The organism is Streptomyces finlayi, from assembly GCF_014216315.1.
GTDB classification, from domain to species: Bacteria; Actinomycetota; Actinomycetes; order Streptomycetales; family Streptomycetaceae; genus Streptomyces; species Streptomyces finlayi_A.
The window spans coordinates 4,100,111-4,126,786 of the sequence record NZ_CP045702.1 but is presented as its reverse complement, the minus strand read 5'-3'; the positions used below and the strand labels follow the sequence as shown (position 1 = coordinate 4,126,786).

Genomic DNA, 26,676 nt, shown 5'->3' with positions numbered 1-26,676 from the left:
GGCGGGTGCCTCGTACGGCCTCTCGCGGCGCGACTGCATCACTGTCCGCGCCTTCGGGATCCGATGGGCTTCAAGCCAGCGAGCGGGTGAGCCCCGGGCGGGAAGGTAGGGGCCACGGGAACGGCAGGTTGATGGTGGAACATGGCGTCTATCGAGTCGAGGTCGGCTTCAGAGAACGTCACGGTGACGCCCTTCTTTGAATGCGGAAGCCGCTTGACGTTCTCCCGAAGCCACCGTTCCTTGACTCGTAGGATCTCCGCTGCCTCGGGGTACGTGTAACGCGGCCTTGGCCCACTGCCCGGCCCGGACCTCGCTGATTCAATTCCCACTTGGCTGATGGTTTTCTGCACGGCCAGGGCGCGCGGTCGATCGACATCTGGGTCACTCGTTGGGGCGAGGAACTGGTCCTGCCCCCTGGTGATCTTCTTGTCTTGGGCGTGGGCAGGGTCGTCCGGGTGGTGGCCGTGCTGGATGTAGAAGGTGCCCGCATCGGTGACCTGCGTATGCACCTCACCACCACCTCGCTTGATCGTCACCAGCCCGCGGTCACGCAGCGCGTAGGCGGAGCGCCAGTCGCTGGGGTCCCAGGAGGGTTCGGGCTCCGCGCTGCTCGCGAGGCGGCCAAGCAGGGCGAACTGTCGTTTGTTCAAGGGAGACCAGCGATGCATGACAACAGCTCACCCCGGGTCCGCGTCAGGGGCAATAACTCGTACGGGTGGTTGCCTTGGAGGGGCGGGGAGTGTGGGGTCTGCCGACCGTCGACAGGGCTGCCAGAAGGCGGCCTTGCCTCGCCTTCCTCACGCACGCGTAGATTCGCCGGAGTTGATCGCCAAGGGGGAGGCAAGGCGTGGCAGGTCGGGATCTTCGAACGCTGTTCAGCTCGAACGACCGGAGCATCACCGCCAATGAGGCGTCCACGAACCGGGAGTCGCAGTGGGCAGGCAGTTACAGCCTGACTCTCGGAGCACACACGGCGCGTAACCGGTGCGCACTTCAACGTGGAGGACCTGGAGAGCCCACGCCGCAGCGTCCTCGTCTTCCATGAGGTGGGAGGGATCGGCAAGTCAACCTTCTCGCGCAAGATCGAGGCGTCGCTCACTCACAGCGAGCACCGCACAAGCACGGTGGATCGACGGAGAATCACGGACCCGCGAGCGGTGGCGCGACATAGATATGACACGCCGCGATCACCAGGGCACGGTCCGATGAGCCGGGGCCGACGTCAGCGATGCGACGATGTCCAGGTTGCGACATAGAAACTCGGCAGCACATAGAGCATGGACGATGTATCCCTTGAGGATGAGCACACGCAGCCATGTATCCATCGAGGACCTCGACAGCAGAGTTCCGGCAGGTGAGTGCCCGAACTGCAAGCTGAATGTGGCGTTCGACCACCTGAGCAGGCGGGAGGTCTGGCCCGAGCTGATCGACAGGCCGGTCGGCCCCGGGCAGAGTGGTGCCGACTTCAATGGGGGCGGCGCCGCGTCCGTGACACCTCCCGCCAAACCGGATGTGTGGCGTGTGGTGGAACACGTTCTGTCATGCCAGCGGTGCCATAAGACATCCGTGCTCCATCAGCATTGGGGTCCGGATCTGCCCCAAGGAGATGACAGCGAGACCTTCGCCACCGCGCTGGAGAGCAAGGAATCGAAGGTCCGGTTCGTGGTTCTCGTACATCCGCGGCGCAGCGCAAACCTGCTGCACGAGGCGGCTCCCGATGCCATGCGCGACCTCTTCAGCGAGGGCACTCGATGCCAGGAAGCAGGGGCGCTTCGAGCCGCAGCCGCGATGTACCGCGCCGCGGTTGAGGAGATCTGCAAGGACCGGGGTGCGACGGGAAGCAACCTCAAGGGGAAGATTGCGGACCTGGTCAACCGAGGCGTCTCAGGGGAGGTCGTCCGGGATCTCGACGAAGCGCGCAGCCTCGGCAATTGGAGCCTCCACGACGGATTGTCCTTCTCCCACGACGAAGTGAGAGATGTGGCCTCCCTCATCGAGGAGGCGGTCTTCCTCGTCTACGTACAGCCCGGACAACGTGCCGCATTGCGCAAGGCGCGCAAACAACGCCGTGATCAGTTCCGCGCCACCCCGTAGAGCCCGCCGGTAGGTGACTGTTGTTTGGGAGCCATCTGGGAGCCAACCCGCTCCCCGAGCCCCTCCGAGAACGCCCGAGAGCACGGCACCCCGACACTCTGACCAGGGAAAACGCCATCCGCGCAGGCAAGATCACCGCCCGACCCTCATTCGGGACGAAGAGGTCGTGGGTTCAAATCCCGCCACCCCGACAGCTGAAATACCAGGTCAGGTGCCTGATCCGCGAGAGCGGGTCGGGCCCCTGACTCGTCCCTGGGGGCCAGTTTGGGAGCCGCTTGGGAGTCGAGTCGGGGATGTGGCTCCCAGCTTGAGCGCGGCTTCGGGTGGCCGGCAGGGGTCAGACGTGCGCGAGCAGTCGCTCCAGTGGCCGGGGGACGCGTGCCAGGTCCAGGTGCGCGACCAGTGCCTGTGCGTAGAGCGCCTTGCGGCCGCTGTGCGTACCCATGAAGCGTCGCAGTTGGTGCTCCACGGGCCGTTCCCGCTGGGCCGGCTGGCCCTGGAAGGTGCGGAAGGGGCGCATTTCTCCCTGGTCCTCGATCACCTGCTGTACGCCGTCGGCCCCTAGCGCACGAATCAGCTCGTCCTCCAGGTCGGCGACGCACACCTGGAACCCGAGTGTCCGCAGTCCGGCGGATGTGAGGCCGGATCCGAGCCCGACCCGTTCCAGATGGCGTCGGAAATGCCGCTCCTCGCCGATGTCGCAGAGACCGGCCAGCGGGAGGCCCAGCCCCGGAGGACCGCCGACGTCCAGAAAGCGGCCGATGCTCGTCGCGCCTCCGAGCGGTACTACGGCGATGCCCTCCGCGTCGAGGTCGCGACCGTGGCGTGTGGCCAGCGCTTCGAGCGCGACCTGATCGCTGCTCCCCTCGACGAGCACGATCGTCCGTACTCCGTCAGCCAGCTCCCGCGCCACCGCGGCAGCCGCACCGGACTCCGCTCCGCCGGCCGCCCACGCGCGCAGCGCCAGGCTGAACCGCATCGACTCGCCCACGTAGACCTCGCTTCCCTGCGTCATCCTGGCACGGGCCGGATACCGTACGCACCCGCGTTCTCCCGGGCAGTCGGCGCCCGCGGTCCTGCGCATCGACCCAACGTCTGCCGCCCGCTCGGCGGTTGCCATGACCACGGCCCTGACCACTCCGACCGCCGGGACTCCGTACTCCTGCCTGACATGCGACCTTCGTACGCAGATGCGAATCTGGAAGTGCCCGCCGTCCGGGACGCTGACAGGAGGCGCGATCGTGAGCAAGAAACAGAGCCGGCAGAACCGCGGCGCTCGCACCGGTGGCCATGAGCGCAGTGCCACCGAGGAGACCAAGGCGCAGAAGCCGACACAGGCTTCGCCCGATGCGGCCCGTGTGATCGGGGAGAGCGTTTCGCACAAGAAGGAGCGGAAGTTCGGGCACAACTGACCGGGTGCGAGGCGGTGCGAGGCCGTGCGAGCGTAGCCGGTTGATCAGTCGCGACGTGCGAGCGCGGCTCAGAATGTGCGGGCCAGAAGGCTCAGTACGCGCGCGGCGACATAGGCCGGGGCTCGGCGACCGGTACCTCGAAGAGGCACGCGGGGAGGCCGGGGCCCGGCTTCACGCGTACCGTGGCCGGCGCCGGTGGATCGGTCGGGAGTTCTATGCGTACCGCGACAGGCCGGTCGCCGTGTGTCGTGGCGTAGCCGGTTTGCTTGCCGTCGACCAGTACCTCCACCCGCACCGTGTGGCCCGTCTCGACGGTCGCCGTGACCGAGTGGCCCGCGTGGTCGATGTGGAAGTGATGGCGCTGTCTCATGGAGGTCATCTCCCGGCGGCGCGTTTCCGGTGGGGGTGCGGCCGACCGCATCCGGTGGTTCCGCACTTCAAGCGTAGGACGGGGCGAGGCGGGGCGGCCCCCGCTTTCTCGGGCCGCCCCGCGGCTCCGCTCACGCGGTCCGGTCCCTACCCGCGGCTCCCCGATGAAGCCCAGGATCCGGTCGTCGGTGTGCGACTCCACGAGTGCGGCGACCCGTCCCACGTCCAGATGGTTCCGCTCGGCGACCCGGTTGACCTGTTTCGCGTACGCCGGGGAGATGTGCGGGTCCAGGCCGGAGCCGGAGGAGGGACGGCGTCGGGCGGGACCTCGGACGGGGTCACCGGGTGGCCGGGGGTCGATTTGTCCTTGATCACGGCTGCCTTGGCGTCCTTCACCCACTGGATCAGTTCCGCGTTGTCGCCGGAGCGGTTGGTCGCGCCGGAGAGGATGAGGGCGTACTGGGTGTTCACCCCGTTGGTGCCCAGGCCGTTGGACGGGCGCGGCTGGAACCACCTCAGGTCCGGGGCCGCCGTCTCCGCACCCTTCTTCGTGGGCAGGTCGTAGCGCTGGCCGATGAGTGCGGAGCCGGCGACCCGGCCGTCGGAGGTGATCTCCGAGCCGTTCGCCTTGTCGTGGAACAGGGTCTGGGCGACGCCCGTGACCGCGAGGGGGTAGACGACCCCGCAGATCACGGTGAGGACGAGCAGGGCACGCAGTGCCGCGCCCAGTGTCCGGGTGGTGTTCTTCGGGGAGCTGTTCATTGCAGGTCAGTCTCTCTGTTCCCTTCGGGTGCGCCTTGCTGGCGTGAAAACATGGCTGCGGCGCCTGCCCGCCGATGCCGGTAGCTCGTTGGGACGTTGAGCCCGTAGGTCAGTCTGGTGCCGGGGCCGCAGAGGGGCCACGCACTGTTGCCATCGAGCACGCCGGTCAGATTCTCGCTCCCCCCGCGGCCCCTTGGGCAGGCGTCATCCCGTACGGATCAAGGCTTGGGAGTGGCGCATGAGGGACACCGACGACAGTGGTGGCATGGAGGAGATCGAGCAGGCCGAGGAGCTCGTGGCCCGTGTCGCGGCGATCGATATCGCCAAGGCGTCGGGCATGGTGTGTGTGCGGATGCCGCACGAGGACAAGCCCGGCAAGCGCGTGCAGCGGGTCTTCAACACCGTCGCGACCAGCGGCGCGATCCTGGACCTGGCCGACCACCTGATCTGCCAGGGCGTCACCCGGGTGGTGATGGAGGCCACCTCGACGTACTGGAAGCCGTACTTCTTTCTGCTGGAATCGCGTGGTCTGGAGTGCTGGCTGGTCAACGCCCGTGACGTCAAGAACGTCCCCGGCCGGCCCAAGACCGACCGCCTGGACGCGGTCTGGCTGGCCAAACTCACCGAACGCGGCATGCTCCGGCCCTCGTTCGTGCCCCCGAAACCAGTCCGTGAACTGCGCGACCTGACCCGGGCCCGGGCGGTCATGACCCATGAGCGCACCCGCCACAAGCAGCGCACCGAGAAACTCCTCGAGGACGCCCAGATCAAGCTGTCCACCGTGATCTCCGACATCTTCGGCGTCTCCGGACGCGCGATGCTGGAAGCCCTGATCGCGGGCGAACGCAGTCCGAAGGCGTTGGCGGACCTCGCCCACGGCACGATCAAGGCCAGCCACGCCACCCTGGCCGAGGCCCTGACCGGCCGATTCGAAGAGCATCACGGGTTCATGTGCCGGATGCTGCTGGACACCGTCGACTACCTCACCGTGCAGATCGACAAGCTCACCGCCCGTATCACCGTGCGCCTGGCCGAGCTGTCCACCGCCGAGGACGGCGAAGGCCCCGGACAGGGCACCCTCATGCCGATCACCGACACCGAGCGCCTCGACGAGATCCCCGGCGTCGGCCCCCATACCGCGCAGGTCATCCTCGCCGAGATCGGCCCGGACATGTCGGTCTTCCCCACCGCCGGACACCTGGTGTCCTGGGCGAAACTCTCCCCGCGCACCCTCCAGTCCGGTGGCAAGAACACCTCCGGGCCCACCGGCAAGGGCAACCCCTGGCTCCGCGGCGCCCTCGGCGAAGCAGCGATCTCCGCCGCACGGACCGACACCTTCCTCGGCGCCCGCTACCGCAGGATCGTCAAACGCCGAGGCCACATGAAAGCCCTCGTCGCCGTCGCCCGCTCCATCCTGGTGTCCGTCTGGCACCTCATGAACGACCCGACCGCCCGCTACCGAGACCTCGGAGCCGACTTCCACACCCGCAATCTCGACCCGAACCGCAAGAGCCGAGACCTCGTCCGCCAACTCAAGGCCCTCGGCCACGACGTCACCCTCACCCCGGCAACCGCCTGACACACGAACCCACCCGCACCGCACCGAAACAGCCCCCCGACCGTCACCGCCGAGGGGCTACCCCGCCATACCCACCTGACCGTTGAGTTTTCCGGTCAGCACTTTCCTAGGTCAACGCGGGCCGGGGAGCGACGAGATGAGCAGGTCGATGAGCTTGATGCCGATGAACGGGGCCACCAGGCCGCCCAGTCCGTAGATGCCGAGGTTGCGGCGGAGCATCCTCTCCGCACCGGCGGGCCTGCACCTGACGCCCCTGAGAGCCAGCGGAACCAGCGCGACGATGATCAGCGTGTTGAATTCGACGGCGGACAGGATCGCGGACTCCGGCGAGGACAGCGCCATGATGTTGAGCTTGTCCAGGCCCGGATAGACCACCGCGAACATCGCCGGGTCGATCGCGAAATACTTCGCGACATCGTTCGCGATCGAGAAGGTCGTCAACGCTCCGCGGGTGATGAGCAGTTGTCTGCCGATTTCGACGATCTCGATGAGCTTGGTGGGTTCGGAGTCCAGGTCCACCATGTTCCCGGCCTCCTTGGCCGCCGAGGTGCCGGTGGTCATGGCCACCCCGACGTCCGCCTGGGCGAGGGCCGGTGCGTCGTTCGTACCGTCGCCCGTCATCGCGACGAGCTTGCCGCCCGCCTGTTCCCGCTTGATGAGGGCCATCTTGTCCTCGGGCGTCGCTTCGGCCAGGAAGTCGTCGACTCCCGCCTCCTCGGCGATGGCCTTCGCGGTCAGCGGGTTGTCGCCCGTGATCATGACCGTCCTGATGCCCATGCGGCGCAGCTCGTCGAACCGCTCCCGCATCCCCTCCTTCACCACGTCCTTGAGATGGACGACCCCCAGGACCCGGGCGCCCCCGCCGTTCTCCACAGCCACCAGCAGCGGCGTGCCGCCGGCCTGCGAGATGCGGTCCGTGAGCGCCTGCGCGTCCTCGGCGACAAGGCCGCCGCGCTCCCTCACCCATGCGAGGACGGAACCCGTCGCTGCCTTGCTGACCCTGCGCGGGCCGACGTCCACCCCCGACATCCGCGTCTGAGCGGTGAACTCGATCCAGTCGGCGTGTTCCAGCTCGCCGCGGTGGCGCTCCCGCAGTCCGTACGTCTCCTTCGCCAGGACCACGATCGAGCGGCCCTCGGGGGTCTCGTCGGCCAGCGAGGAGAGCTGGGCGGCATCCGCGGGTTCGGCCTCCGTCGTTCCCTTGACCGGTACGAACTCCGATGCCTGGCGGTTTCCCAGGGTGATCGTGCCCGTCTTGTCGAGGAGCAGCGTGGAGACGTCGCCCGCCGCCTCGACCGCGCGCCCGGACATCGCCAGCACGTTGCGCTGGACCAGCCGGTCCATGCCCGCTCGGACATTCCGAGGAAACGCCCTCCCAGGGGGGCTGCCGCTGCCGTTAACGGGTCCCTTTTTTGCGGGCCGGGGGCCGCTCTTGACGCATCCCTACGGCGGGGGCGCCGCCGGGCCCGGCGGCCGGTCAGCCCGGCGGCCGGCGAGGTCAGCAGGAGCGGCCAGCCGGTCGGCGACGTCAGCCGCAGGGATCGGCCGGTCGGCCGGCCGGCGAGGTCAGCCCTCGCGCCGGAAGTCGTCCAGGGCCTCGCCCGCCGTGCGCAGGGCCACCGCGGCCAGGACGGGGTTCGTGACGCGGTAGTAGTGGTGCGCCATGAGGCCGAAGGACAGCGCCCAGCTCCGCCCCCGGGCCCAGGTCGCGTCGTCCACCTCGACAGCGTCACGGAACAGACCGCGCGATCCGGTGGGCAGCACGGCCCAGGCCGGCATCGTGTCGCAGGCGGGGTCACCGGTGCCGAGCCCGCCGAAGTCGATGACGGCCGTGAGGCGTCCGTCCCGGGCGAGCAGGTTTCCGGGCAGCAGGTCACCGTGGAGCCAGACCGGTCCGCCCTCCCACTGCGGGAGCCGGAGAGCCGATTCCCAGGCCGCCGCCGCGAGGTCCCCGTCCACCGTGCCGTCCGCGCCCAGGACGCGGATCGCGGCACGGACCTCCGGATCGCGCGTGCGCACCGGGCCGCCACGGAAGCCCGCCGGGCCGCCGGTCGCGTCGACGGCGCGCAACGCGACCACGAACCGTCCGAGTTGGACGGCCGCATGCTCCTGACCGGCGCCGACCAGAGGTACGTCGTCGACGTTCTCGCCATCCAGCCAGCCGTACACCGACCATGGCAGCTCGTACCCCTCGCCCGGCTCACCCAGCCCCAGCGGGACGGGCACGGCCAGCGGGAGGTGCGGGGCGAGGTGGGGCAGCCAGCGCTGCTCCTTGGCGACCTGTCCTGCCGCGCGGGGAACGCGCGGCAGCCGCACGGCCATGTCCTCGCCCAGCCGGTACATCGCGTTGTCCGTGCCCGCTGAGCGGATCGCGGAGACGGGGAGACGCGCCCACTGCGGGAACTGCGCCGCGACCAGCCGGCCGACCAGCGCGGCGTCGACGGCGAGTTCGTCGGGGTGCATCTTCGTACCCGTCATGCAAGGTCTCCTTCGTGCGGTGCGCCTGGCGGCGAAACGGTACGGACGCCCTCGGTCGGCGTTCAAGCGAGTTACATCCCGTGTCCCCCCAATCGCCTTTATTTCAGGGACCGCTCGAGGTTTATCTACGCGCGGAGCTACGGGTCCCGAACGATCATTCGGGCATTTCAGACGACTTCCTGCGCAGGTATTACCGGCGGGTACCGAGAGCTGCTAGAAACTGGGGCGCCCCATCAAATACCCCCTCTCCCCCCGCACTTCGAAGGTTGGCAGCCATGTCGGTACGAAGAATCTGGGCATCCGTCACCACCCTCGCGCTCGCCGCGGTCGCCGCGCTCGGGGCCGCCGCTCCGGCCTCCGCCGCCGCAGGTGGTTACGTCGCTCTCGGTGACTCCTACTCCTCCGGCGTCGGCGCCGGGAACTACCTCTCCGACAGCGGTGACTGCCGACGCAGCACCAAGGCCTATCCCTACCTCTGGGCCGCGGCGAACGCCCCCTCCTCGTTCGCCTTCGTCGCCTGCTCGGGCGCGACGACCAGCTCGGTCTCCAGCGGCCAGCTGAGCGCGCTGAGTTCGTCGACTGCCCTCGTCAGCGTGACCGCGGGCGGCAACGACGTCGGATTCGCGAGCGTCATGACGGACTGCGTCCTGTCCAGCGAGGCCACCTGCGTGAACAGCGTGAACGCGGCGATCTCGCAGGTGCAGAACGTGCTGCCTGGACGCCTCGACTCGCTCTACAGCAACATCCGTTCGCGGGCCCCGCAGGCCCGTGTCGTGGTGCTGGGGTACCCGCGCTTCTACAAGCTGTCCGGCAGCTGCATCGCCGGCCTCACCGAGACCGAGCGGGGTGCGATCAACAGGGCGTCGGACATCCTGAACGGCGTCACCGCCAAGCGGGCCGCCGACGCCGGATTCACCTTCTCCAGCGTGGTGGACGAGTTCACCGGGCACGAGCTGTGCTCCGGTGACGCCTGGCTCCACAGCGTGTCCATCCCGGTCTACAACTCGTACCATCCCAAGGCCACGGGGCAGGCGGGCGGTTACCTGCCGGCCTTCCGCTCGGCCGCGTAACGGGCCACGGACACGGCGGTCCACCGGAGCCCCGCTCCGGTGGACCGCCGTACGTTCATGAACTCCCGTTCCTGTCCTGGAGCGGGCGTGATGCCTTGACCGAGTACATCAGTGGGATACGCGGCTGGTCCGCCGGGAAGCGGTAGTAGCCGTCACCTTGCGGCTTCAGCGTGCCGAAGCGCGCGACGAGCGAGACGTCGTGCTCGTGCAGCAGCTCGATCCGCAGTCCCGCGGAGGCCAGCGCCGAGACGACCTCACCCACCGGATGCTGCCATTCGACGCTGCGGTTGTGGATCGTCGGTGCGTCCAGGTCGGTGTACGTGCCGGGGGTCTCGTCCACCCATGCCTCGTGGCTGAAGTAGTCGTACGTGACCCGGGAGCCCGTCTCGTCGTCCAACGCGTCGGTCAGCGGATGGAACTCCGCGAGGTAGAGGAAGCCACCGGGCGCGACGAGCGAGGCGGCGGTCTCCGCCCAGCGCCGGATGTCGGGCAGCCAGTTCAGCGCGCCGACGCCCGTGTAGACGATGTCGTACGAGGAATCGGGGACGGCCTCCGCCGCGTCGTACACATCGGCGGCCACGAAGGCCGCGCGCTCCGGGCCGAGGCCGAGGGAACGGGCGAGACGCCGGGCGGTCTCCACGGCGGGCTCGGAGAAGTCGAGGCCGACGACGGGGGAGGCACCGTGCCGGGCCCAGGAGAGGGTGTCGAGCCCCAGGTGGCACTGGAGGTGCAGCAGGGACTTCCCGGTGACGTCCCCGACCTCCGCGAGCTCGAAGTCACGCAGTGCGTCCTTCCCCGCGAGGAACGCGTCGAGGTCGTAGTAGTCGCTCGCCTCGTGTATCGCCACGCGCTCGTCCCACCGTGCGCGATTGGTGTCGTGCCAGTCATCCGGAGTCGGTGAATGCATGACCGAAAGCTACCCACGGGCCGGGGGTCGCGCGAACAGTTATCCACAGGCCACTCGGCCGTGGCGCCCGATCGGGTTGGATGGAGGCATGAGCGACACACAGAACGTCTCGTCCGTGCCGGAGTGGGAGCAGCGTTTCCGCGCGCCCCGCGTGTCCCTGCCCGACTGGGCCGAGGACGCCCCTGACCGCTCACTGTTCGTCTCCAACGCCACCGGGACGTATGAGCTCTACGCCTGGGACCGGTCCACCGGGCGGCAGCGGCAGGTGACCGACCGGCCCAACGGGACGACCGACGGGGTGCTGACACCCGACGGCGAGGCCATCTGGTGGTTCAGCGACACCGACGGCGACGAGTTCGGTGTGTGGATGCGGCAGCCCTTCGGCGGCGCCCAGGGGGACGACGAGCCAGCCGCCCCCGGCCTCCTTGCCTCCTACCCGGCCGGTCTGGCCATCGGCCGTGACGGTACGGCGGTGATCGGCCGGTCCACCGACGAGGAGGGCACGACCGTCCACGTCGTACGGCCCTCGGGCGCCCCGGTGGAGATCTACCGGCACCGGGAGTCCGCCGGGGTCGGAGACCTCTCCCACGACGGCACGCTGATCGCCCTGGAGCACACGGAGCACGGCGACGCGATGCACTCGGCGCTGCGGGTGGTGCGGCCGGACGGTTCGACGGTCGCAGAGCTGGACGACACCGAGGGCGGCACCAAGGAGCTCGGTCTCGCCGTGCTGGGCTTCGCCCCCGTGGCCGGGGACACCCGGCTGCTCGTCGGGCACCAGCGCCGCGGCCGCTGGGAGCCGATGATCTGGGACCCGGTCGCGGGGACCGAGACGGACCTGCCGATCGACCTCCCGGGCGACGTGGGCGCCGAGTGGTATCCGGACGGCTCCGCGCTGCTCGTCGAGCACAGCTTCGAGGCCCGCAGCGAGCTGTGGCGGTACGAGCCCGGCGCTCAGGCGCCGGTCAGGGTGGAGACCCCCGCCGGCACGGTGTCGGGTGCGACGGCCCGCCCCGACGGCACGGTGGAGTACCTCTGGTCCTCGGCCGCGCTGCCGCCCGTCGTCCGGTCCACGACCGGCACGGTGGTCCTGGACCCGCCGGGTGCGAAGGCCCCGGCTTCGGTGCCCGTCGAGGACGCGTGGGTGGAGGGCCCCGGCGGCCGTGTCCACGCCCTCGTCCAGCGGCCCGCCACGGGGGACGGCCCCTTCCCGACCGTCTTCGAGATCCACGGCGGCCCCACCTGGCACGACAGCGACACGTTCGCGTCCGGCCCGGCCGCCTGGGTGGACCACGGGTTCGCCGTCGTCCGGGTCAACTACCGCGGGTCGACCGGCTACGGCCGCGCCTGGACGGACGCGCTCAAGCACCGGGTCGGGCTGATCGAGCTGGAGGACATCGCGGCCGTCCGCGACTGGGCGGTGAAATCCGGTCTCGCCGACCCGGTCCGGACGGTCCTGGCGGGCGGTTCCTGGGGCGGCTATCTGACCCTGCTCGGCCTCGGTACGCAGCCGGACGCCTGGGCTCTGGGCCTGGCCGCCGTCCCGGTCGCCGACTACGTCACGGCGTACCACGACGAGATGGAGGCCCTGAAGGCGATGGACCGCACGCTGCTGGGCGGCACTCCTGAGGAGGTGCCCGAGCGCTTCGAGGCCTCTTCCCCACTCACGTACGTCGACTCGGTGCGCGCCCCCGTCTACATCTCGGCGGGCGTCAACGACCCCCGCTGCCCCATCCGTCAGGTGGAGAACTACGTGGACCGTCTGAAGGCCCGCGACGCGGTGCACGAGGTGTACCGGTACGACGCGGGCCACGGCTCCCTCGTCGTGGAGGAAAGGATCAAGCAGGTGCGCCTGGAACTGGACTTCGCGCTCCGGCACCTGAGATCCGGCCCGTCCGGCGTCTGAGGGCCCCCGCGCCCTCTCCGCGGAGCGGGGACCGTACCGTGGAGGGGTGTACCGGTTCCTGCTGACCCCGCGATGGTGGGGGATCAACCTCTTCGTCGTGCTGGCCATACCGTTCTGCGTGTTCATGGGCACCTGGCAGCTCGGCCGCTTCGAGGACCGCGTGCAGTCGCACGAGGAGGCCGGGCAGCGTCCCGATCCGGGTACGAGGGCCGCCAAGCCCCTGGACTCCCTGCTGCCGGTCGACAAGGTGACGTCCGGCAGCCCCGCGACCGCCACCGGGACGTACGCCGAGCAGTTCCTCGTCCCCGGCCGTGAGCTGGACGACCGCAGCGGCTTCTACGTCCTCAACATGCTTCTCACCGACAGCGGAAAGGCCCTCCCGGTCCTACGCGGCTGGCTGCCGGGCACCGCGGGAAGTACCGAGGTGCCCCCCGCACCGTCCGGTGAGGTCACGGTGACCGGTGATCTCCAGGCGTCCGAGAACGCGGGCACCGACGGCGCCCATTCCTCGGGCGGGCTGCCCGAGGGCCAGCTCGGCATGATCAGCGCCGCGTCGCTGGTGAACCTCGTGCCGTACGACGTGTACGACGCCTGGGTCACGCTCCAGAAGCCGGAGTCGGGCGGCTCGGGCGGCACGAACAGCACGGGCGGCTCGGGCAGCACGGGCGGCACGGGCGGCTCGGTGAAGAGCGCGCTGAAGCCGGTGCCCGCCGAGGCGCCGGCGGGAAGCGGGCTCGACCTCAAGGCGTTCCAGAACCTGGGCTACACCGGCGAGTGGTTCGTCTTCGGCGGCTTCGTGCTCTTCATGTGGTTCCGTCTGGTGCGGCGCGAGGCCGAGGCCGCGCGTGACGTGGATCTGGGGCTGGCGGCCGACGCCGACTGAGCGCCGTGTCGGCTCCGGCCGGGGGCAGGCATGAGAAGGGGCGGTCCGCCTGCGGACCGCCCCTTCTCGCATCACTTCACATCACTTCGCGTCACTCTGTCGCTGTCGCCGGCTCTAGGTCCTGTCTGGAGTTCCAGCGCGGAAGAAGGAGCGGCGTCCGGTGCCGTCGAATCCAAGGCGGAGGAGGGAGCGATGGCGGAGCCCTCGCGACTGACGACAACGCCGGAGGCGGCGGTGCCGGACGCCGCGACGCCGCGGGGGAACTCCAGACAGGACCTAGGAGGCCGCGAGGACTCCCGTGCGGTAGACCGTGCCCGCGCAGGCGTTGGAGATCGTCGTCGCCAGTGACGGGGCGCCCGCCTCCGCGGTGTGAGTCACCACGATGCCGCCGTCCTGGGTCCCACCGTCCTCGCCCGCGAACTGCGCTTCCGGGCCCCCCGAGGCCATATCTTCGCCGGTGGTGCCACCGGCACCGTCCGTAGGCGTGGGGCTGGGCGGGGGCACGGTCGAGGGACAGGTGTCCGACGGCACCCAGGCGAACCGCACCTCGTAGGCCATGGACGGCTTGAGCATCACCACGCCGGGCTCCAGCGAGGGATCGGGCAGCCCGGAAGCCGGGTCGCCCGCCGTGTGCCGGACGACCTGGACCTTGAGCGGGTCGGCCGCGCCCATGGCCTGTACGCCCACCGAGCCCGCGCCGCTCACCGAGCACTGCGTACTGGACATGTTGGAGATCCGGAACGTGCCGTACACCGTGCCGTCCGCCCCCGGGGCGCCGGACTCGGCCGAGACGACTGAGAGCTGGTTCGGTCCGCAGCTGGACACGGCGGGCGCCTCGGAGCGCGGTGTGTCGGCGACGCCACCGTTGCCCTTGGGGTCGGGGACATCTCCGTCGCCGCCCGACGACGGGGATTCGGACACGTCCGGTTCGCCCTCGTCGCCGTCGGTCACGTTGTCGGCGGGCCCGGGCTCCTTGTCGTCCCAGGGCTCCTTGGCCGGCTCCTCGCCGCTGCCGCCCTGGGCCTGCTCCCCGTGGCCGGCGATGGCGGAGTTGACGCCGTTGTCGCCGTCCGACCGGGCGACGTGGACGAACGCGGGAACGGCGGTACCGATCAGCAGCGCCGCCGCGGCGACTCCGACGACCGCCTGCCGCCGCCGCGCGCGCCGGGCGGGCACGGCGCGGTGGAGGTGGTCGAGGGTGCCGCTGGAGGGTTCGAGGTCCTGGACGGCGCCCCGCAGAAGACGGCGCAGCGCGAGCTCGTCGAGTCCAGCCCCGGCATCAGGCGTGGCCCCGGCATCAGGCCTGGCCCGTGCAGAGGCGTCCGTGCCCGCGTCGGCATCCGCCTCGGGGCCGCTCACCGGCTTACCACCGAAGAGGCTGGTCAGCACGCTCGTGCCGGCGGAGGAGGCATCAGCGGAGCCGGCCGACAGGGGGACATCACGCTCGACGGCCGGGGCGGAGTCCTCGTCGTCAGCCGCGTCGCGGGCCTGCACACTGTGCGGCTCCGGTTCCGGCTGCGGCGCCACGTCCCGTTCCAGTTCCAGTTCCAGTTCCGGTTCGAGTTCCTGGTCCCGCTCCTCGGCGTCAGCCGCAGAAGCACTGGCGGACATATCCGCAGCGGCGTCCGATGGGGAGTCCGAGGTGTCGTCCGACCCGTGGTTCACAATTCCGTTTCCAGTCCGGTCGTTCTCACGCCTGTACTCGGGGCCACTCATGCCTGCGCCTCCATCACGACGCGCAGGGCCGCGATGCCTCGGGAACCGTATGCCTTGACCGAGCCGAGCGATATTCCCAGGGTCTCCGCGACCTGGGCCTCCGTCATGTCCGCGAAGTAGCGCAGCACCAGCACCTCCCGCTGGCGTCGCTGCAGCCCTTTCATGGCCTTGATCAGCGCGTCCCGCTCCAGCTGGTCGTACGCCCCTTCCTCCGCGCTCGCCATGTCGGGCATGGGCTTGGAGAGCAGCTTCAGACCGAGGATGCGGCGACGCAGCGCGGAGCGGGAAAGGTTGACCACCGTCTGGCGGAGGTACGCGAGCGTCTTCTCCGGGTCACGTACCCGGTTGCGCGCCGAGTGCACGCGGATGAACGCCTCCTGCACGACGTCCTCGCAGGACGCCGTGTCGTCCAGCAGCAGGGCCGCCAGGCCGAGCAGCGAACGGTAGTGGGCGCTGTAGGTCTCCGTGAGGTGGTCGACCGTGGTCCCCGCAGCCACCGTCTCCTCAGCGCCCGCGCGCTGCGAAGGCAGCCGGGTGGAGCGCGCCGCCGGCATGGGCGCGATCACCGGCATACCGCCGGCTGCGCGGGGCCTCCGGAGCGGACGCAATGAAGCGCCTCGCGACGGGCCCACCACTGTGATGTCGAGAACCTCTGCCACGCCAGTTGGACACGCTTCCCCACGTCAGGGTTGTACGCGTGCGCCATCGCGTTTGGCGCTGTGCGACATGCCCTCATACGTACCTGCTCTTCCCCGAATGCCCCATACATGCGCCCCGCCACGCAAGAGTGACGGCATAGACGCAGCCGCCCGACCCGCGGTTGCAAAAAGCCAGGAGATCATCGTCGGATACGGCAATGTCCCAGCTCAAGAGGTTCAGACCACCAATTACTCACAAGTGGTGCACAGAACCTACAAAACCGGTTCGATCAGGTCCGGGGAAATTCGGCGGCCACCGACTCGGCGATCTGGGCGACATTGAGCGCGGCACCTTTTCGGAGGTTGTCGCCGCAGATGAACATGTCCAGCGCCCTCGGATCGTCCATGGACTGCCGCACGCGGCCGACCCAGGTCGGATCAGTGCCCACCACATCGGAGGGCGTGGGGAAGTCGCCGGTCCCCGGATTGTCGAAGAGCACCACCCCGGGTGCGGTCGCCAGGATCTCGTGGGCCCGGTCGACGGCGACCTCGTTCTCGAAGCGCGCGTGGACGGACATGGAGTGCGTCGCGACGACGGGCACGTACACGCAGGTCGCGGTGACCCGCAGGCTCGGCAGGTCCAGAATCTTCCGGCACTCCTCGCGGATCGCGATCTCCTCGGACGACCAGCCGTCCCCGGCGTCGGTACCCGCCCATGGCACGACATTGAGCGCCACGGGCGCGGCGAAGGGGCTCGCGGCCCCGTCGCCCACGGCCCGCCGTACGTCTCCGGGGTGCGTACCCAGCTCCGTACCGGCCACCAGGGACAGTTCCCCGCGGAGTGCGGCGACGCCTTCGCGGCCCGCGCCGCTCACGGCCTGGTAGGAGGAGACGATCAGTTCCCGGAGCCCGAACTCGGCGTGCAGGGCACCGACCGCGACGATCAGCGACAGCGTGGTGCAGTGCGGGGACGCGACGATGCCGCGCGGCCGGAGCCGGGCGGCATGGGGGTTGATCTCGGGGACGACCAGCGGCACGTCGTCGTCCATACGGAAGGCCGCGGAGTCGTCGACGACCACCGTGCCCTTGGACGCGGCGAGTGGCCCCCATCGGGCGGACACCTCGTCCGGCACCAGGAAGAGGGCCACATCGACGTCGTCGAACACGTCCTCGTCCAGCGCGAGGACCTCTGTCTCCGCGCCGCGGACGACCAGCTTCCGGCCGGCCGACCGCGGGGAGGAGATCAGCTTCACGTCGCCCCAGACATCCGCGTGCTGCGAAAGGATCTGGAGCATGACGCCGCCGATCACCCCGGTCGCACCTACGACCGCGAGCGAAGGGCGGCTGTGCGTCATCGTCCGGTGCCTCCGTAGACCACAGCCTCTTCGGAGTCGCTGTCGAGTCCGAAGGCGGTGTGCACGGCACGCACGGCCTCGATGACGTCTTCGGCGCGGGTGACCACCGAGATACGGATCTCGGATGTCGAGATCAGCTCGATGTTCACGCCCGCGTCGGACAGTGCCTCGAAGAAGGTGGCCGTGACGCCCGGGTTCGTCTTCATACCCGCGCCGACCAGGGAGATCTTGGCGATCTGGTCGTCGTAACGCAGCGAATCGAAGCCGATCGAGCCCTTCTGCCGCTCCAGCGCGTCGATGGCCTTGCGGCCCTCGGACTTCGGGAGGGTGAAGGAGATGTCCGTCAGGCCCGTCGTCGCGGCGGAGACGTTCTGCACCACCATGTCGATGTTGACTTCCGCGTTCGCGATGGTGCGGAAGATCGCGGCGGCCTCGCCCGGCTTGTCGGGCACGCCGACGACCGTGACCTTGGCCTCCGAGATGTCGTGGGCGACTCCGGAGATGATCGCGTGCTCCACCTGCTGGTCCCCTTGCGGCTCGTTGCTGACCCAGGTGCCGCGCAGTCCCGAGAAGGACGAGCGGACGTGGATCGGAATGTTGTAACGGCGTGCGTACTCGACGCAGCGGTGCAGCAGCACCTTGGAGCCGGACGCGGCCAGCTCCAGCATGTCCTCGGAGGAGATCCAGTCGATCTTCCGGGCCTTCTTCACGACCCGGGGGTCGGCGGTGAAGACACCGTCCACATCGGTGTAGATCTCACAGACCTCGGCATCCAGCGCCGCCGCGAGCGCGACAGCGGTGGTGTCGGACCCGCCCCGGCCCAGAGTGGTGATGTCCTTCTTGTCCTGGGACACACCCTGGAACCCGGCGACGATCGCGATGTTGCCCTCGTCGAGCGCGGTACGAATACGGCCCGGCGTGACGTCGATGATCCGCGCCTTGTTGTGCACCGAGTCGGTGATGACGCCGGCCTGGCTGCCCGTGAAGGACTGGGCCTCGTGGCCCAGGTTCTTGATCGCCATGGCCAGCAGCGCCATGGCGATCCGCTCTCCCGCGGTCAGCAGCATGTCGAACTCACGCCCGGCAGGGATCGGGGAAACCTGCTCGGCGAGATCGATCAACTCGTCCGTCGTGTCGCCCATCGCTGACACCACGACAACCACCTGGTTGCCGTTCTTCTTGGCATCTACGACTCGCTTGGCGACGCGCTTGATGCCCTCGGCATCGGCTACGGAGGAGCCTCCGTACTTCTGCACGACAAGGCCCACGTGCGCTCCTCGCTCAGTTCAATGGTGTGGTCGGCTCAGTTTAACGAGCAGTCCGAAATCGACCCGTCCTTACCAGATGATGAGATGTCCCGCCCACCAGGTGGTCCGGCGTGTCGCCCCGGACTGCTCGTAGGAGGTTGCTGCCCGCCGAACCGTGAACCACGCCCGTTTGTGTCCCAGCCCACACCGATGGACAACTCCACGATAGGCCGGTGCGGACGATCCGGCCGGTGCGGACGATGCCGTACAGGGCCATGAGTGCCACGGCGCACTGCCCGTTCGGGCAGGAGAAGGGCTCAGGGCTCGAGCTTCGGGGTGACCTGCGGCAAGGCCCCCTCGGTAGGCTCGCGTCATGCCCTTTACGTGGAACGAAGCCGTTCGAAAGCTCCTGGACGAGCCCCTGCCCGCCGTCCTCGCCACCGTGAACGCCGACGGAGGTCCGCAGACCTCCGTGGTCTGGATCACCCGGGACCACGACGACATCCTCGTCTCCACCGCCGAGGGCCGCCGCAAGGACCGCAACATACGCCGTGATCCTCGCGTCAGCCTGACGGTGTACGACCCCAGGGACCCGCTCCAGTACGTCGAGATCCGCGGCACCGCGACGGTCGCCCCCGACCCCGGCCGCGCCCTGGCCGTCCGCATCGCGCAGGAGTACGAGGGTCCGGGCGCGGGCGAGGAGTACCTGGCGCTCCCGCCGGAGGTGGTCCGCATCGCGATCCGGATCGTGCCACGGCACGTGGTGGGCACGGCCACCGCATGAAAGACGCCGGGGCGGCGCCCGCGTGGGCGCCGCCCCGGCGGTGTGCCGCCGACGACCGCGTGGGAACTCGGTGCGCGGCCTACTTCACGGGGCGGATGCCCAAGGGGCCCGCGATCTCCTGGAACATCACGCGGCCGGCTTCCTCGGCCAGGTTCGCGTCGCCCGGGTCCTGGTCCGTGTCCAGGCCGTCCAGCTCCTCGAGGGGCTGGTTCAGGCGGATGTGCGCGACCAGGGACTGGATGGCGCGCAGGGTCGCGGAGGCCGTGGAGCCCCAGTTGGAGAAGTACGAGAACTGCCACCACCACAGCGCCTCGGCCGTGCGGTCCGCCTCGTAGTGGGCCAGGCCGTGGCCGAGGTCCGTGACCAGGTCGGCCAGGTCGTCGGAGATGCGGTGCGGGACCGGCGCCTTGCGTGGCTCGTACGGGTCGAAGACCTCGGAGTAGACGTCGATCGGTTCCAGGAGGGCCGCGAAACGTTCCCGCAGGCCGTCCGCGTCCGGCTCGGGACCGAGGTCCGGCTCGTAGCGCTCGTCGGGCAGGACGTCCTCGTACGCACCGAGCCTGCCGCCCGCGAGCAGCAGCTGCGAGACCTGGAGCAGCAGTACCGGGACGGCCTCTTCCGGCTCCTCGACCTTGGACACCTCGGTGACCGCGACGATGAACGTCTTGATCTGGTCAGCGATCTGGACGGCGAAGTCGTCCGGGTCCTGCGTGACGGAGTTCAGCGTGGCGTCAGACATCGAGGGGACCTCCCGTAGGCGCGGTCTCGAACGGTGAGTGGGGCCGGAGAAGCACAGCGCGGGCGTCATACATCCAGAAGTCGCCTGCCTTCGAACGCGCGGCCCAGGGTGACCTCGTCGGCGTACTCGAGGTCGCCGCCCACGGGCAGGCCGCTGGCCAGCCTGGTCACCCTGAGACCCATCGGCTTGATCATCCGCGCCAGGTACGTCGCGGTGGCCTCGCCCTCCAGGTTGGGGTCCGTCGCCAGGATCAGCTCCGTGACGGAGCCGTCCGCGAGCCTGGCCAGCAGCTCACGGATCCGCAGGTCGTCGGGACCGACGCCCTCGATCGGGCTGATCGCGCCGCCGAGTACGTGGTAACGGCCCCGGAACTCCCGGGTCCGCTCGATCGCGACGACGTCCTTCGGCTCCTCGACCACGCAGATGACGGTCAGGTCGCGGCGGGTGTCCCGGCAGATGTTGCACTGCTCCTGCTGGGCGACGTTGCCGCACACCGAACAGAACCGGACCTTGTCCTTGACCTCCAGGAGCGTATGCGCGAGACGCCGTACGTCGGTCGGCTCGGCCTGCAGGATGTGGAAGGCGATCCGCTGCGCGCTCTTGGGACCGACGCCGGGCAGCCTGCCCAATTCGTCGATGAGGTCCTGAACAACGCCTTCGTACACGGAAAGCCTCTCTGGTGCTGTGCTGCTCTGCTCGTACCGTAGTTGGTACGCCTGGGTATCAGTAGGTCTGTGTATGAGTAGGCGGGGATCCGGGTCAGAAGGGAAGGCCCGGGATGCCGCCGCCCAGACCCTGCGCGAGCGGGCCCAGCTTCTGCTGCTGGAGCGCCTGCGCGTTCTCGTTCGCCGCCTGGACCGCCGCGACGACGAGGTCGGCGAGCGTCTCGGTGTCCTCCGGATCCACGGCCTTGGGATCGATCACCAGGGCGCGGAGCTCGCCGGAACCGGTCACGGTGGCCTTCACGAGGCCGCCGCCCGCCTGTCCGTCGACCTCGGTCCTGGCCAGTTCCTCCTGGGCCTCTGCGAGGTCCTGCTGCATCTTCTGGGCCTGCTGGAGCAGCTGCTGCATATTCGACTGACCACCACCGGGAATCACGGTCACTCCTGGCATTTCGACGACAAATGTTTGGTATGCCGAGCCTACGTGTTCGCCGGTCGGCGCGCCCCACTCACCAGGGAGCAACTCTTTCGGGTGAGATTTGGAACGCGGCGCTCACCCTCCTATACCTGATCACAGGCCGCGTACACGCAGAGTTCCCTCGTTTTTGACTCCACGGCCCACCATTCGGCGGTAGGAAGGATGCGTATCAGTACACCCACACGCCTCAGCGGTAACGCAGAGTTACCCCGTGTCAGTCAGAGAAACCCACGTCGTTCCTACGCAGAGTGCAGAGGAGTGCCCCGGTGAGTCAGCCGGAGATGCAGCCCGAAGGGCCGCCCCGCAAGGAGTCCGGCGAGGGAACCGGTGGAGAAACCGGAACTGAGCACTCCGGTCCAACCGGGCCCTCTGGTCCGGCCCGGGGGGTGCGTGCGCCAACCGACCTCACGAGCCGCGCCTTCCCGCTCGGGGACTGGGGAGAGCCGGCCGAGCGTCTCGACGAGCTCTACCGCTGGGTCGAGGGCGGTGCCCTGCGCACGGCGGACTGGTATCTGCAGGACCGCCTCCGGAAACGGCGGGCGGCACGGGCGCTGCGACTGGGCACGGCGGCCGGGGCCGTGTCGGGCGCGGCGCTGCCGCTGCTCGACCTGACGGGCGCGCTGGACGGGGCGGCGGGCTGGGGCTATCTGTCGCTGCTGCTCGGGGCGGCGTGCATGGCGTGCGACCGGTACTTCGGGCTGACGTCGGGATGGATAAGGAACCTCGCGACGGCGCAGGCGGTGCAGCGGCGGCTCCAGGTGCTCCAGTTCGACTGGGCGTCGGAGTGCGTACGGGAGGTGCTGGGACCGGCCGAGGGCACGGCGAGCGAGGCAGCCGAACGGTGCCTCGGGGTGCTGCGGCGGTTCTCGGAGGACGTCACGGAGCTGGTGCGGTCGGAGACGGCGGACTGGATGGTGGAGTTCCGGGCCGGGCCCGCGCCGATGGGGATGCAGTCGATGGTGTCGGGCGGTGGGAGCGGGCGGGCGGAGCCGGGGGGCGCGGTGGGGCGGTTCGCCATGCCGACTGTGGGACGGCCGAATATGCCTCGGCAGCGGCCGCCGGAGTAGGGGCGGGTGGTGGCGCGGCCCGGCGCAGCGGCGGGTGGCGGGCGGCCCGGCGCAGCGGCGGGGTTGCGTTCCCGGCGCGGGCCGGGGTTGCGGCCCCGCGCGGGCCGGGGCCGCGTTCCCGGGTACTGCCTTGTCCGCCCCTGCCTGCCCATGGCCTGCCTCCAAGCGGCGGACGGGCCGGAGGGGTCCCGGGTGGGCAGGGAAGGGCGGCGGCCGGAGTGGGCCGGGGTGGGCAGGGAAAGGTGGCGGCCGGGGGTCGGGAGGGGCCGGTCGGTCGGTCGGCCGGTCAGCTGAAGATGATCATGGAGCCTTGGGCAAGGCTCCTCGTCGCCGCCGCGTGCAGGCCCAGCCAGACATGGCGTTCGCGGGCGAACGGGCTGTCGTCGTGGAGGATCGGCCCGGCCGGTTCCTCCAGTGTCGTCGGGCCGATGGGCGGGAGCGGGGCGGTCGGCGGGTTCGCCGGGTCGATGCCGATCGAAGGGGCCACGGACTCCAGCTCCCGCAGCAGCCCGTGCGACGAACCCAACGGGCCGCCGCCCTCGAGCAGTTCGTCGTTCGAGAGCGGGACATCGAAGTCCACCGGGACGTACGCCCCCGCGTGGTCGTAGTGCCACACCAGATGCGAGTGCTGCGCGCTCTGCTCGAACATCTCCAGCAACTGCTCGTAGTCCCCGCCCAGTTCGTCGACGGGTGTCACCGCGAGGCCGCTCAGCTGGAGCATGTAGGCGCGCCGCAGGAAGTGCAGCGCGTCGTAGTCGAACCCCGCGACCGGGGCGACGTCCCCCGTGAGGCCGGGCATGTAGGCGTAGACGGGGACGGGCGGCAGACCTGCGTCGCCCAGCGCCTTGTCGTAGATGGCGATCTCTTCGGCGAAGGGGTTGTCGGGGCTGTGGCACAGCACGTCGACGAGGGGGACCAGCCACAGGTCACAGGCCACGAATTCTCGCTCTCCAACGGGTTCGTGCGATGGTCGGGACAGCGTAATGCGGACGGAACGCCGCGCACAGTGGACCAGCCGGCCTATTCGGCCGGTCCGGCCGCCCCCGTGCCGCGACCCGGGTGCGCCGGGTTCCCGGCCGCGAGCCGGTCGGCCCACTTCAGGCCGTGCTCCTTGTACGCGTCGAGCACCGCGCGCACCGCGTCCTCGTCCACCTCGATGATCGCCTCGACCAGCTCCTGATGGCCGTTCCACAGCCAGTCCAGTACGTCGGCGTCCCCGCGCAGGTACGGCACGGCGAACACCCACGCCTGGACGCGCAGTCGGTGCAGGAAATCAGTGATGTACGTGTTGTCGACGATCGCGCCGAGCTCACGCCAGAAGCGCAGGTCATAACCGATCAGGATGTCGAGGTCCCCACAGCGGGCCGCCCGGGACGCCTCCTCCGCGCGGCGGCGCACGGAGACGAGCGCGTCCCGGTAGGGGCCGAGGCGGGCGCGGGCCGGCTGCTCGCCCTGGAAGACCCCGCGGAACACCCCGTCGATCACGAGCGCGCGGGCCTCCACCATCGACCGGTAGTCGGCCACGCTGAATTCGCGCACATGGAAGCCGCGGTGCTGGTCCGATTCGAGCAGGCCCTGCGCGGAGAGGTCGAACAGCGCCTCGCGTACCGGGGTCGCCGAGACCCCGTACTGCTCCGCCATCTGCTTGACGGTGAATTCCCTGCCCGGCTGCAGACGCCCGGACAGCACCTCGTCACGCAGTGCGTCCGCGATCTGCTGCCGCAGCGTATTGCGGGTCACGCCTCCGCTCGCCCCCATGGCGCCCCCTCCCCTTTTCGGTTCCGGTCACCATAAGCCAGGCGTGTCTGCCCGCTTCCGGGCAGGGGAAGCCGGAGACGGCCGGAGCGGGCCGGAACCGAAAGGGGGCGGGTCTCCTTTACGCGGTGTGCTCGTCGGCGACCGAGAGCGCCACGTCCAGGGCCGCCAGCCCCTCCTTCGCCTCCGCCTCGGTGACGTTGCAGGCGGGCACGGCGTGGGTGCGGTTCATGTTGATGAACGGCCACAGGCCGTTCTTCTTCGCCGCCGCGCCGAAGGCCGCCATCGGAGCGTTGTCCGCGCCAGACGCGTTGTACGGCACCAGCGGTTCGCGGGTCTCCTTGTCGCGGACCAGCTCCAGCGCCCAGAACGCGCCGAGGCCGCGGACCTCACCGACCGACGGGTGCCGCTCGGCCAGCTCGCGCAGACCGGGGCCGAGAACGTGCTCGCCGATGTGGGCGGCGTTCTCGATGACCCTCTCGTCCTCCATCACCTTGATCGTGGCGACGGCCGCCGCGCAGGCCAGTGGGTGACCGGAGTACGTGAGTCCGCCCGGGTAGGGGCGGGTCTCGAAGGTCGCGGCGATCTCCGCGTTGATCGCGACCCCGCCGAGCGGTACGTAACCGGAGTTGACGCCCTTCGCGAAGGTCATCAGGTCGGGCGTGATGTCGTAGTGGTCGGCCGCGAACCACTTGCCCGTACGGCCGAAGCCGGCCATGACTTCGTCGAGGACGAACACGATCCCGTACCGGTCGCAGAGCGCGCGGACGCCCGCGAGATAGCCGGGCGGCGGCGTCATGATGCCCGCCGTGCCGGGGATCGTCTCCAGGATGATCGCCGCGATGGTGGACGGCCCCTCGAAGGCGAGCGTGTCCTCCAGGTGCTGGAGCGCCCGCGCGCACTCCTCGGCCTCGGTCTCGGCGTAGAAGGGCGAGCGGTACAGGAACGGCGCCCAGAAACGGACGACGCCCGCCGAGCCGTTGTCGGACGGCCAGCGGCGCGGGTCACCGGTGAGGTTGATCGCGGTGGAGGTGGCACCGTGGTACGAGCGGTAGGCGGAGAGCACCTTCGTACGACCGGTGTGCAGCCGGGCCATACGGACGGCGTTCTCGACGGCCTCGGCACCGCCGTTGGTGAAGAAGATCTTGTCCAGGTCGCCCGGGGTGCGCTCGGCGATGAGGCGTGCGGCCTCGGAGCGCGCCTCGATCGCGAAGGCGGGCGCGAAGGTGGCGAGCTTGCCCGCCTGCTCCTGGATCGCGGCGACGACGGTCGGGTGCTGGTAGCCGATGTTGGTGTAGACGAGGCCGCTGGTGAAGTCGAGGTAGCGGTTGCCGTCGTAGTCCCAGAAATACGCCCCCTCGGCGCCGGCGACGGCGAGCGGGTCGATCAGGCCCTGGGCGGACCAGGAGTGGAACACGTGCGCGCGGTCGGCGGCCTTCACGGCCGCTCCGGCTGCGGAGTCGACATACGGGGCATGAGGGGTCATGCCGTGAGCGTAGGTGCTGGTCGGGGCGGGCTCCATGGCCACCTTGTATGGCGTGCGACGTTCGGCTCGGCAGGGTGTCGGGTTCCGTTCCGGCCGACCGGCACAGTTGACAGCATGCTGCCTTCATGACAGCCTGCTGTCACAGACTGATGCAACGAAGGTTCCGCGTTTCCCCTTCTGGAGGTCGCCATGACCAGCAAGACCGTTCATCTCGCCGTCTACGACACCTTCGCCGACTGGGAGACCGGGTACACGACGGCTCATCTCACGCAGAACGGCTACACCGTGCGGACGGTCGGTCTCACGACACAACCGGTCACCACCATGGGCGGGGTACGTATCCAGCCCGATCTGGCGCTGGACGAGCTGCGGCCCGAGGACAGCGCACTGCTCGTCCTGACCGGGGCGGGCCTCTGGGACACCGGTGACGAGCTGGCCCCCTTCGCCCGCACCGCCCGCGCCTTCCTCGACACGGAGGTGCCGGTCGCGGCCATCTGCGGGGCGACCGCAGGGCTCGCACGCGAGGGCCTCCTCGACGACCGGGCCCACACGAGCGCGGTCTCCTACTACCTGGAGGGGACGGGGTACGCGGGCGGCGCGCGGTACGTGGAGGCGGACGCGGTGACGGACGGCGGCCTCGTCACGGCCGGGCCGACGGAGCCGGTGGCGCTCGCGCGCGAGGTGTTCGGGCTGCTGGGGGTGTACGACGCGAAGAAGCTGGACGCCTGGTACCGGCTGTTCCACGACTCGGACGCGAGCGCGTACGAGGTGCTGGCGGGATGACCGGCTCCGACGACCAGGAACGGCTGAGCAGGACGGCGCTCGGGGTGTTCCGGCTGAACGGCCAGCTCCTCGCCGTATCGGAGGAACTGGCCCGGCCGGCCGGGCTCACGGCGGCCTGGTGGCAGGTGCTGGGGGCCGTGGTGCGTGAGCCCATGCCGGTGTCCGGGATCGCACGGGCGATGGGGTCGACCCGGCAGAGTGTGCAGCGGATCGCGGATCTGCTGGCGGGAAAAGGGCTGGCGGAGTACGCACCGAACCCGGCCCACCGCCGGGCGAAGCTCCTCCGTCCGACGGAGGAGGGGCATGCGGCGATGGACCGGATCGGCCCCGGCCACGCGGCGTTCGCGGCGCGGCTCGCGGAGGAGCTGGGGCCGGAGGGGTTCGCGGAAACGGTGCGAGTGCTGGAGCGGCTGTCCGAGGCGGTGGGCGCGGTGGGCGGCACAGCCGCCGGGGGAGACGGAATCGGCCCCCGCCCATGAGGAGGCCGGCGGTCCATGAGGACGCCG

General features: G+C 69.8%; 25 protein-coding genes and 2 pseudogenes. 10 read left to right on the top strand and 17 right to left on the bottom strand.

All coding sequences use genetic code 11. From position 1 onward, the window contains the following. Nucleotides 1-38: 38 nt before the first annotated feature. Nucleotides 39-668 carry a helix-turn-helix domain-containing protein gene (locus tag F0344_RS35915; RefSeq protein ID WP_258050004.1) on the bottom strand — a complete coding sequence of 210 codons (630 nt, stop codon included), beginning with the start codon at nt 666-668 and terminating at the stop codon, nt 39-41. A 631-nt stretch (nt 669-1,299) separates the two neighbouring features. Between F0344_RS35915 and F0344_RS19125 the strand changes: the two genes are divergently transcribed. Next, on the top strand, nt 1,300-2,094 hold the full coding sequence (locus F0344_RS19125; protein ID WP_185299941.1) for a DUF4145 domain-containing protein: 795 nt from the start codon (nt 1,300-1,302) through the stop codon (nt 2,092-2,094). A gap of 337 nt (nt 2,095-2,431) precedes the next feature. Here the strand turns inward: F0344_RS19125 and F0344_RS19120 are convergent, their stop codons facing one another. Further along, nucleotides 2,432-3,085: a TOPRIM nucleotidyl transferase/hydrolase domain-containing protein gene (locus tag F0344_RS19120; RefSeq protein WP_185302768.1), complete on the bottom strand. Its 654-nt coding sequence runs from the start codon at nt 3,083-3,085 to the stop codon at nt 2,432-2,434. 250 nt (nt 3,086-3,335) lie between these two features. Between F0344_RS19120 and F0344_RS19115 the strand changes: the two genes are divergently transcribed. Further along, nucleotides 3,336-3,506 carry a hypothetical protein gene (locus F0344_RS19115; protein WP_185299940.1) on the top strand — a complete coding sequence of 57 codons (171 nt, stop codon included), beginning with the start codon at nt 3,336-3,338 and terminating at the stop codon, nt 3,504-3,506. A gap of 91 nt (nt 3,507-3,597) precedes the next feature. Here the strand turns inward: F0344_RS19115 and F0344_RS19110 are convergent, their stop codons facing one another. Both F0344_RS19110 and F0344_RS19105 read right to left on the bottom strand, forming a co-directional pair. Continuing rightward, a complete protein-coding gene (locus F0344_RS19110; protein ID WP_185302767.1) occupies nt 3,598-3,876 on the bottom strand; it encodes a hypothetical protein in 279 nt (92 codons plus the stop codon). 147 nt (nt 3,877-4,023) lie between these two features. Then, nucleotides 4,024-4,637, bottom strand: a pseudogene (locus F0344_RS19105) (potassium-transporting ATPase subunit C); the annotation flags it as partial. A 238-nt stretch (nt 4,638-4,875) separates the two neighbouring features. Here F0344_RS19105 and F0344_RS19100 point away from each other — a divergent pair. Then, nucleotides 4,876-6,216 (top strand): IS110 family transposase, encoded by a 1,341-nt coding sequence (locus F0344_RS19100; RefSeq protein WP_258050003.1) that lies wholly within the window; start codon nt 4,876-4,878, stop codon nt 6,214-6,216. 111 nt (nt 6,217-6,327) lie between these two features. On the opposite strand, the pseudogene kdpB reads toward F0344_RS19100, so the two are convergent. Together kdpB and F0344_RS19090 are read right to left on the bottom strand one after the other, a co-directional pair. Further along, nucleotides 6,328-7,566 (bottom strand): annotated as a pseudogene (kdpB, locus tag F0344_RS19095) (potassium-transporting ATPase subunit KdpB); the annotation flags it as partial. Nucleotides 7,567-7,782: 216 nt separating this feature from the next. Next, a complete protein-coding gene (locus F0344_RS19090) occupies nt 7,783-8,694 on the bottom strand; it encodes an aminoglycoside phosphotransferase family protein (RefSeq protein WP_185299939.1) in 912 nt (303 codons plus the stop codon). Between the two features lie 275 nt (nt 8,695-8,969). Between F0344_RS19090 and F0344_RS19085 the strand changes: the two genes are divergently transcribed. Continuing rightward, the gene (locus F0344_RS19085) at nt 8,970-9,764 is read left to right on the top strand and encodes an SGNH/GDSL hydrolase family protein (RefSeq protein ID WP_185299938.1); all 795 of its coding nucleotides are present in this window, start codon (nt 8,970-8,972) and stop codon (nt 9,762-9,764) included. A gap of 55 nt (nt 9,765-9,819) precedes the next feature. On the opposite strand, the gene F0344_RS19080 is transcribed toward F0344_RS19085, so the two are convergent. After that, complete coding sequence (locus F0344_RS19080; protein ID WP_185299937.1) at nt 9,820-10,671, bottom strand: class I SAM-dependent methyltransferase; 852 nt, start codon at nt 10,669-10,671, stop codon at nt 9,820-9,822. 88 nt (nt 10,672-10,759) lie between these two features. On the opposite strand from F0344_RS19080, the gene F0344_RS19075 reads away from it, so the two are divergent. Together F0344_RS19075 and F0344_RS19070 are read left to right on the top strand one after the other, a co-directional pair. Next, entirely contained in the window at nt 10,760-12,577 is a 1,818-nt protein-coding gene (locus F0344_RS19075; protein WP_185299936.1) for a S9 family peptidase, read from the top strand. 46 nt (nt 12,578-12,623) lie between these two features. Further along, nucleotides 12,624-13,460, top strand: a complete 837-nt coding sequence (locus F0344_RS19070; RefSeq protein ID WP_185299935.1) for an SURF1 family protein — start codon at nt 12,624-12,626, stop codon at nt 13,458-13,460. A 276-nt stretch (nt 13,461-13,736) separates the two neighbouring features. On the opposite strand, the gene F0344_RS19065 is transcribed toward F0344_RS19070, so the two are convergent. The 4 genes from F0344_RS19065 to F0344_RS19050 all read right to left on the bottom strand — a co-directional run bounded on the left by F0344_RS19065 (nt 13,737) and on the right by F0344_RS19050 (nt 18,437). After that, nucleotides 13,737-15,071 (bottom strand): hypothetical protein, encoded by a 1,335-nt coding sequence (locus F0344_RS19065; RefSeq protein ID WP_308460980.1) that lies wholly within the window; start codon nt 15,069-15,071, stop codon nt 13,737-13,739. Nucleotides 15,072-15,172: 101 nt separating this feature from the next. Further along, nucleotides 15,173-15,748 (bottom strand): SigE family RNA polymerase sigma factor, encoded by a 576-nt coding sequence (locus F0344_RS19060; RefSeq protein WP_185299933.1) that lies wholly within the window; start codon nt 15,746-15,748, stop codon nt 15,173-15,175. Between the two features lie 356 nt (nt 15,749-16,104). Further along, nucleotides 16,105-17,169 (bottom strand): aspartate-semialdehyde dehydrogenase, encoded by a 1,065-nt coding sequence (locus F0344_RS19055; RefSeq protein ID WP_185299932.1) that lies wholly within the window; start codon nt 17,167-17,169, stop codon nt 16,105-16,107. Next, nucleotides 17,166-18,437, bottom strand: a complete 1,272-nt coding sequence (locus tag F0344_RS19050; protein WP_185299931.1) for an aspartate kinase — start codon at nt 18,435-18,437, stop codon at nt 17,166-17,168. The genes F0344_RS19055 and F0344_RS19050 overlap by 4 nt, the downstream gene beginning before the upstream one ends. Before the next feature lie 352 nt (nt 18,438-18,789). Here F0344_RS19050 and F0344_RS19045 point away from each other — a divergent pair, with 352 nt between their 5' ends. Continuing rightward, on the top strand, nt 18,790-19,200 hold the full coding sequence (locus F0344_RS19045) for a PPOX class F420-dependent oxidoreductase (protein WP_185299930.1): 411 nt from the start codon (nt 18,790-18,792) through the stop codon (nt 19,198-19,200). A gap of 79 nt (nt 19,201-19,279) precedes the next feature. Here F0344_RS19045 and F0344_RS19040 read toward each other — a convergent pair whose 3' ends face one another. The 3 genes from F0344_RS19040 to F0344_RS19030 all read right to left on the bottom strand — a co-directional run bounded on the left by F0344_RS19040 (nt 19,280) and on the right by F0344_RS19030 (nt 21,037). After that, the gene (locus F0344_RS19040) at nt 19,280-19,939 is read right to left on the bottom strand and encodes a DUF5063 domain-containing protein (protein WP_185299929.1); all 660 of its coding nucleotides are present in this window, start codon (nt 19,937-19,939) and stop codon (nt 19,280-19,282) included. Between the two features lie 65 nt (nt 19,940-20,004). Next, complete coding sequence (recR, locus tag F0344_RS19035; protein WP_185299928.1) at nt 20,005-20,604, bottom strand: recombination mediator RecR; 600 nt, start codon at nt 20,602-20,604, stop codon at nt 20,005-20,007. 94 nt (nt 20,605-20,698) lie between these two features. Beyond that, complete coding sequence (locus F0344_RS19030) at nt 20,699-21,037, bottom strand: YbaB/EbfC family nucleoid-associated protein (RefSeq protein WP_185302765.1); 339 nt, start codon at nt 21,035-21,037, stop codon at nt 20,699-20,701. A 308-nt stretch (nt 21,038-21,345) separates the two neighbouring features. Between F0344_RS19030 and F0344_RS19025 the strand changes: the two genes are divergently transcribed. Continuing rightward, nucleotides 21,346-22,146, top strand: coding sequence for an SLATT domain-containing protein (locus tag F0344_RS19025; RefSeq protein ID WP_185299927.1), 801 nt, complete (start codon nt 21,346-21,348; stop codon nt 22,144-22,146). A 286-nt stretch (nt 22,147-22,432) separates the two neighbouring features. Here F0344_RS19025 and F0344_RS19020 read toward each other — a convergent pair whose 3' ends face one another. From F0344_RS19020 to F0344_RS19010, 3 genes are all read right to left on the bottom strand, one after another. Beyond that, a complete protein-coding gene (locus tag F0344_RS19020) occupies nt 22,433-23,083 on the bottom strand; it encodes a hypothetical protein (RefSeq protein ID WP_185299926.1) in 651 nt (216 codons plus the stop codon). A gap of 83 nt (nt 23,084-23,166) precedes the next feature. Further along, a complete protein-coding gene (locus F0344_RS19015; RefSeq protein WP_185299925.1) occupies nt 23,167-23,904 on the bottom strand; it encodes a GntR family transcriptional regulator in 738 nt (245 codons plus the stop codon). 118 nt (nt 23,905-24,022) lie between these two features. Beyond that, nucleotides 24,023-25,387, bottom strand: coding sequence for an aspartate aminotransferase family protein (locus F0344_RS19010; RefSeq protein ID WP_185299924.1), 1,365 nt, complete (start codon nt 25,385-25,387; stop codon nt 24,023-24,025). Nucleotides 25,388-25,576: 189 nt separating this feature from the next. Between F0344_RS19010 and F0344_RS19005 the strand changes: the two genes are divergently transcribed. Both F0344_RS19005 and F0344_RS19000 read left to right on the top strand, forming a co-directional pair. Continuing rightward, nucleotides 25,577-26,170 (top strand): type 1 glutamine amidotransferase family protein, encoded by a 594-nt coding sequence (locus F0344_RS19005; RefSeq protein ID WP_185299923.1) that lies wholly within the window; start codon nt 25,577-25,579, stop codon nt 26,168-26,170. Next, nucleotides 26,167-26,649: a MarR family winged helix-turn-helix transcriptional regulator gene (locus tag F0344_RS19000; RefSeq protein WP_185299922.1), complete on the top strand. Its 483-nt coding sequence runs from the start codon at nt 26,167-26,169 to the stop codon at nt 26,647-26,649. Before F0344_RS19005 ends, F0344_RS19000 begins: the two co-directional genes overlap by 4 nt. The last annotated feature ends 27 nt before the right edge of the window (nt 26,650-26,676 follow it).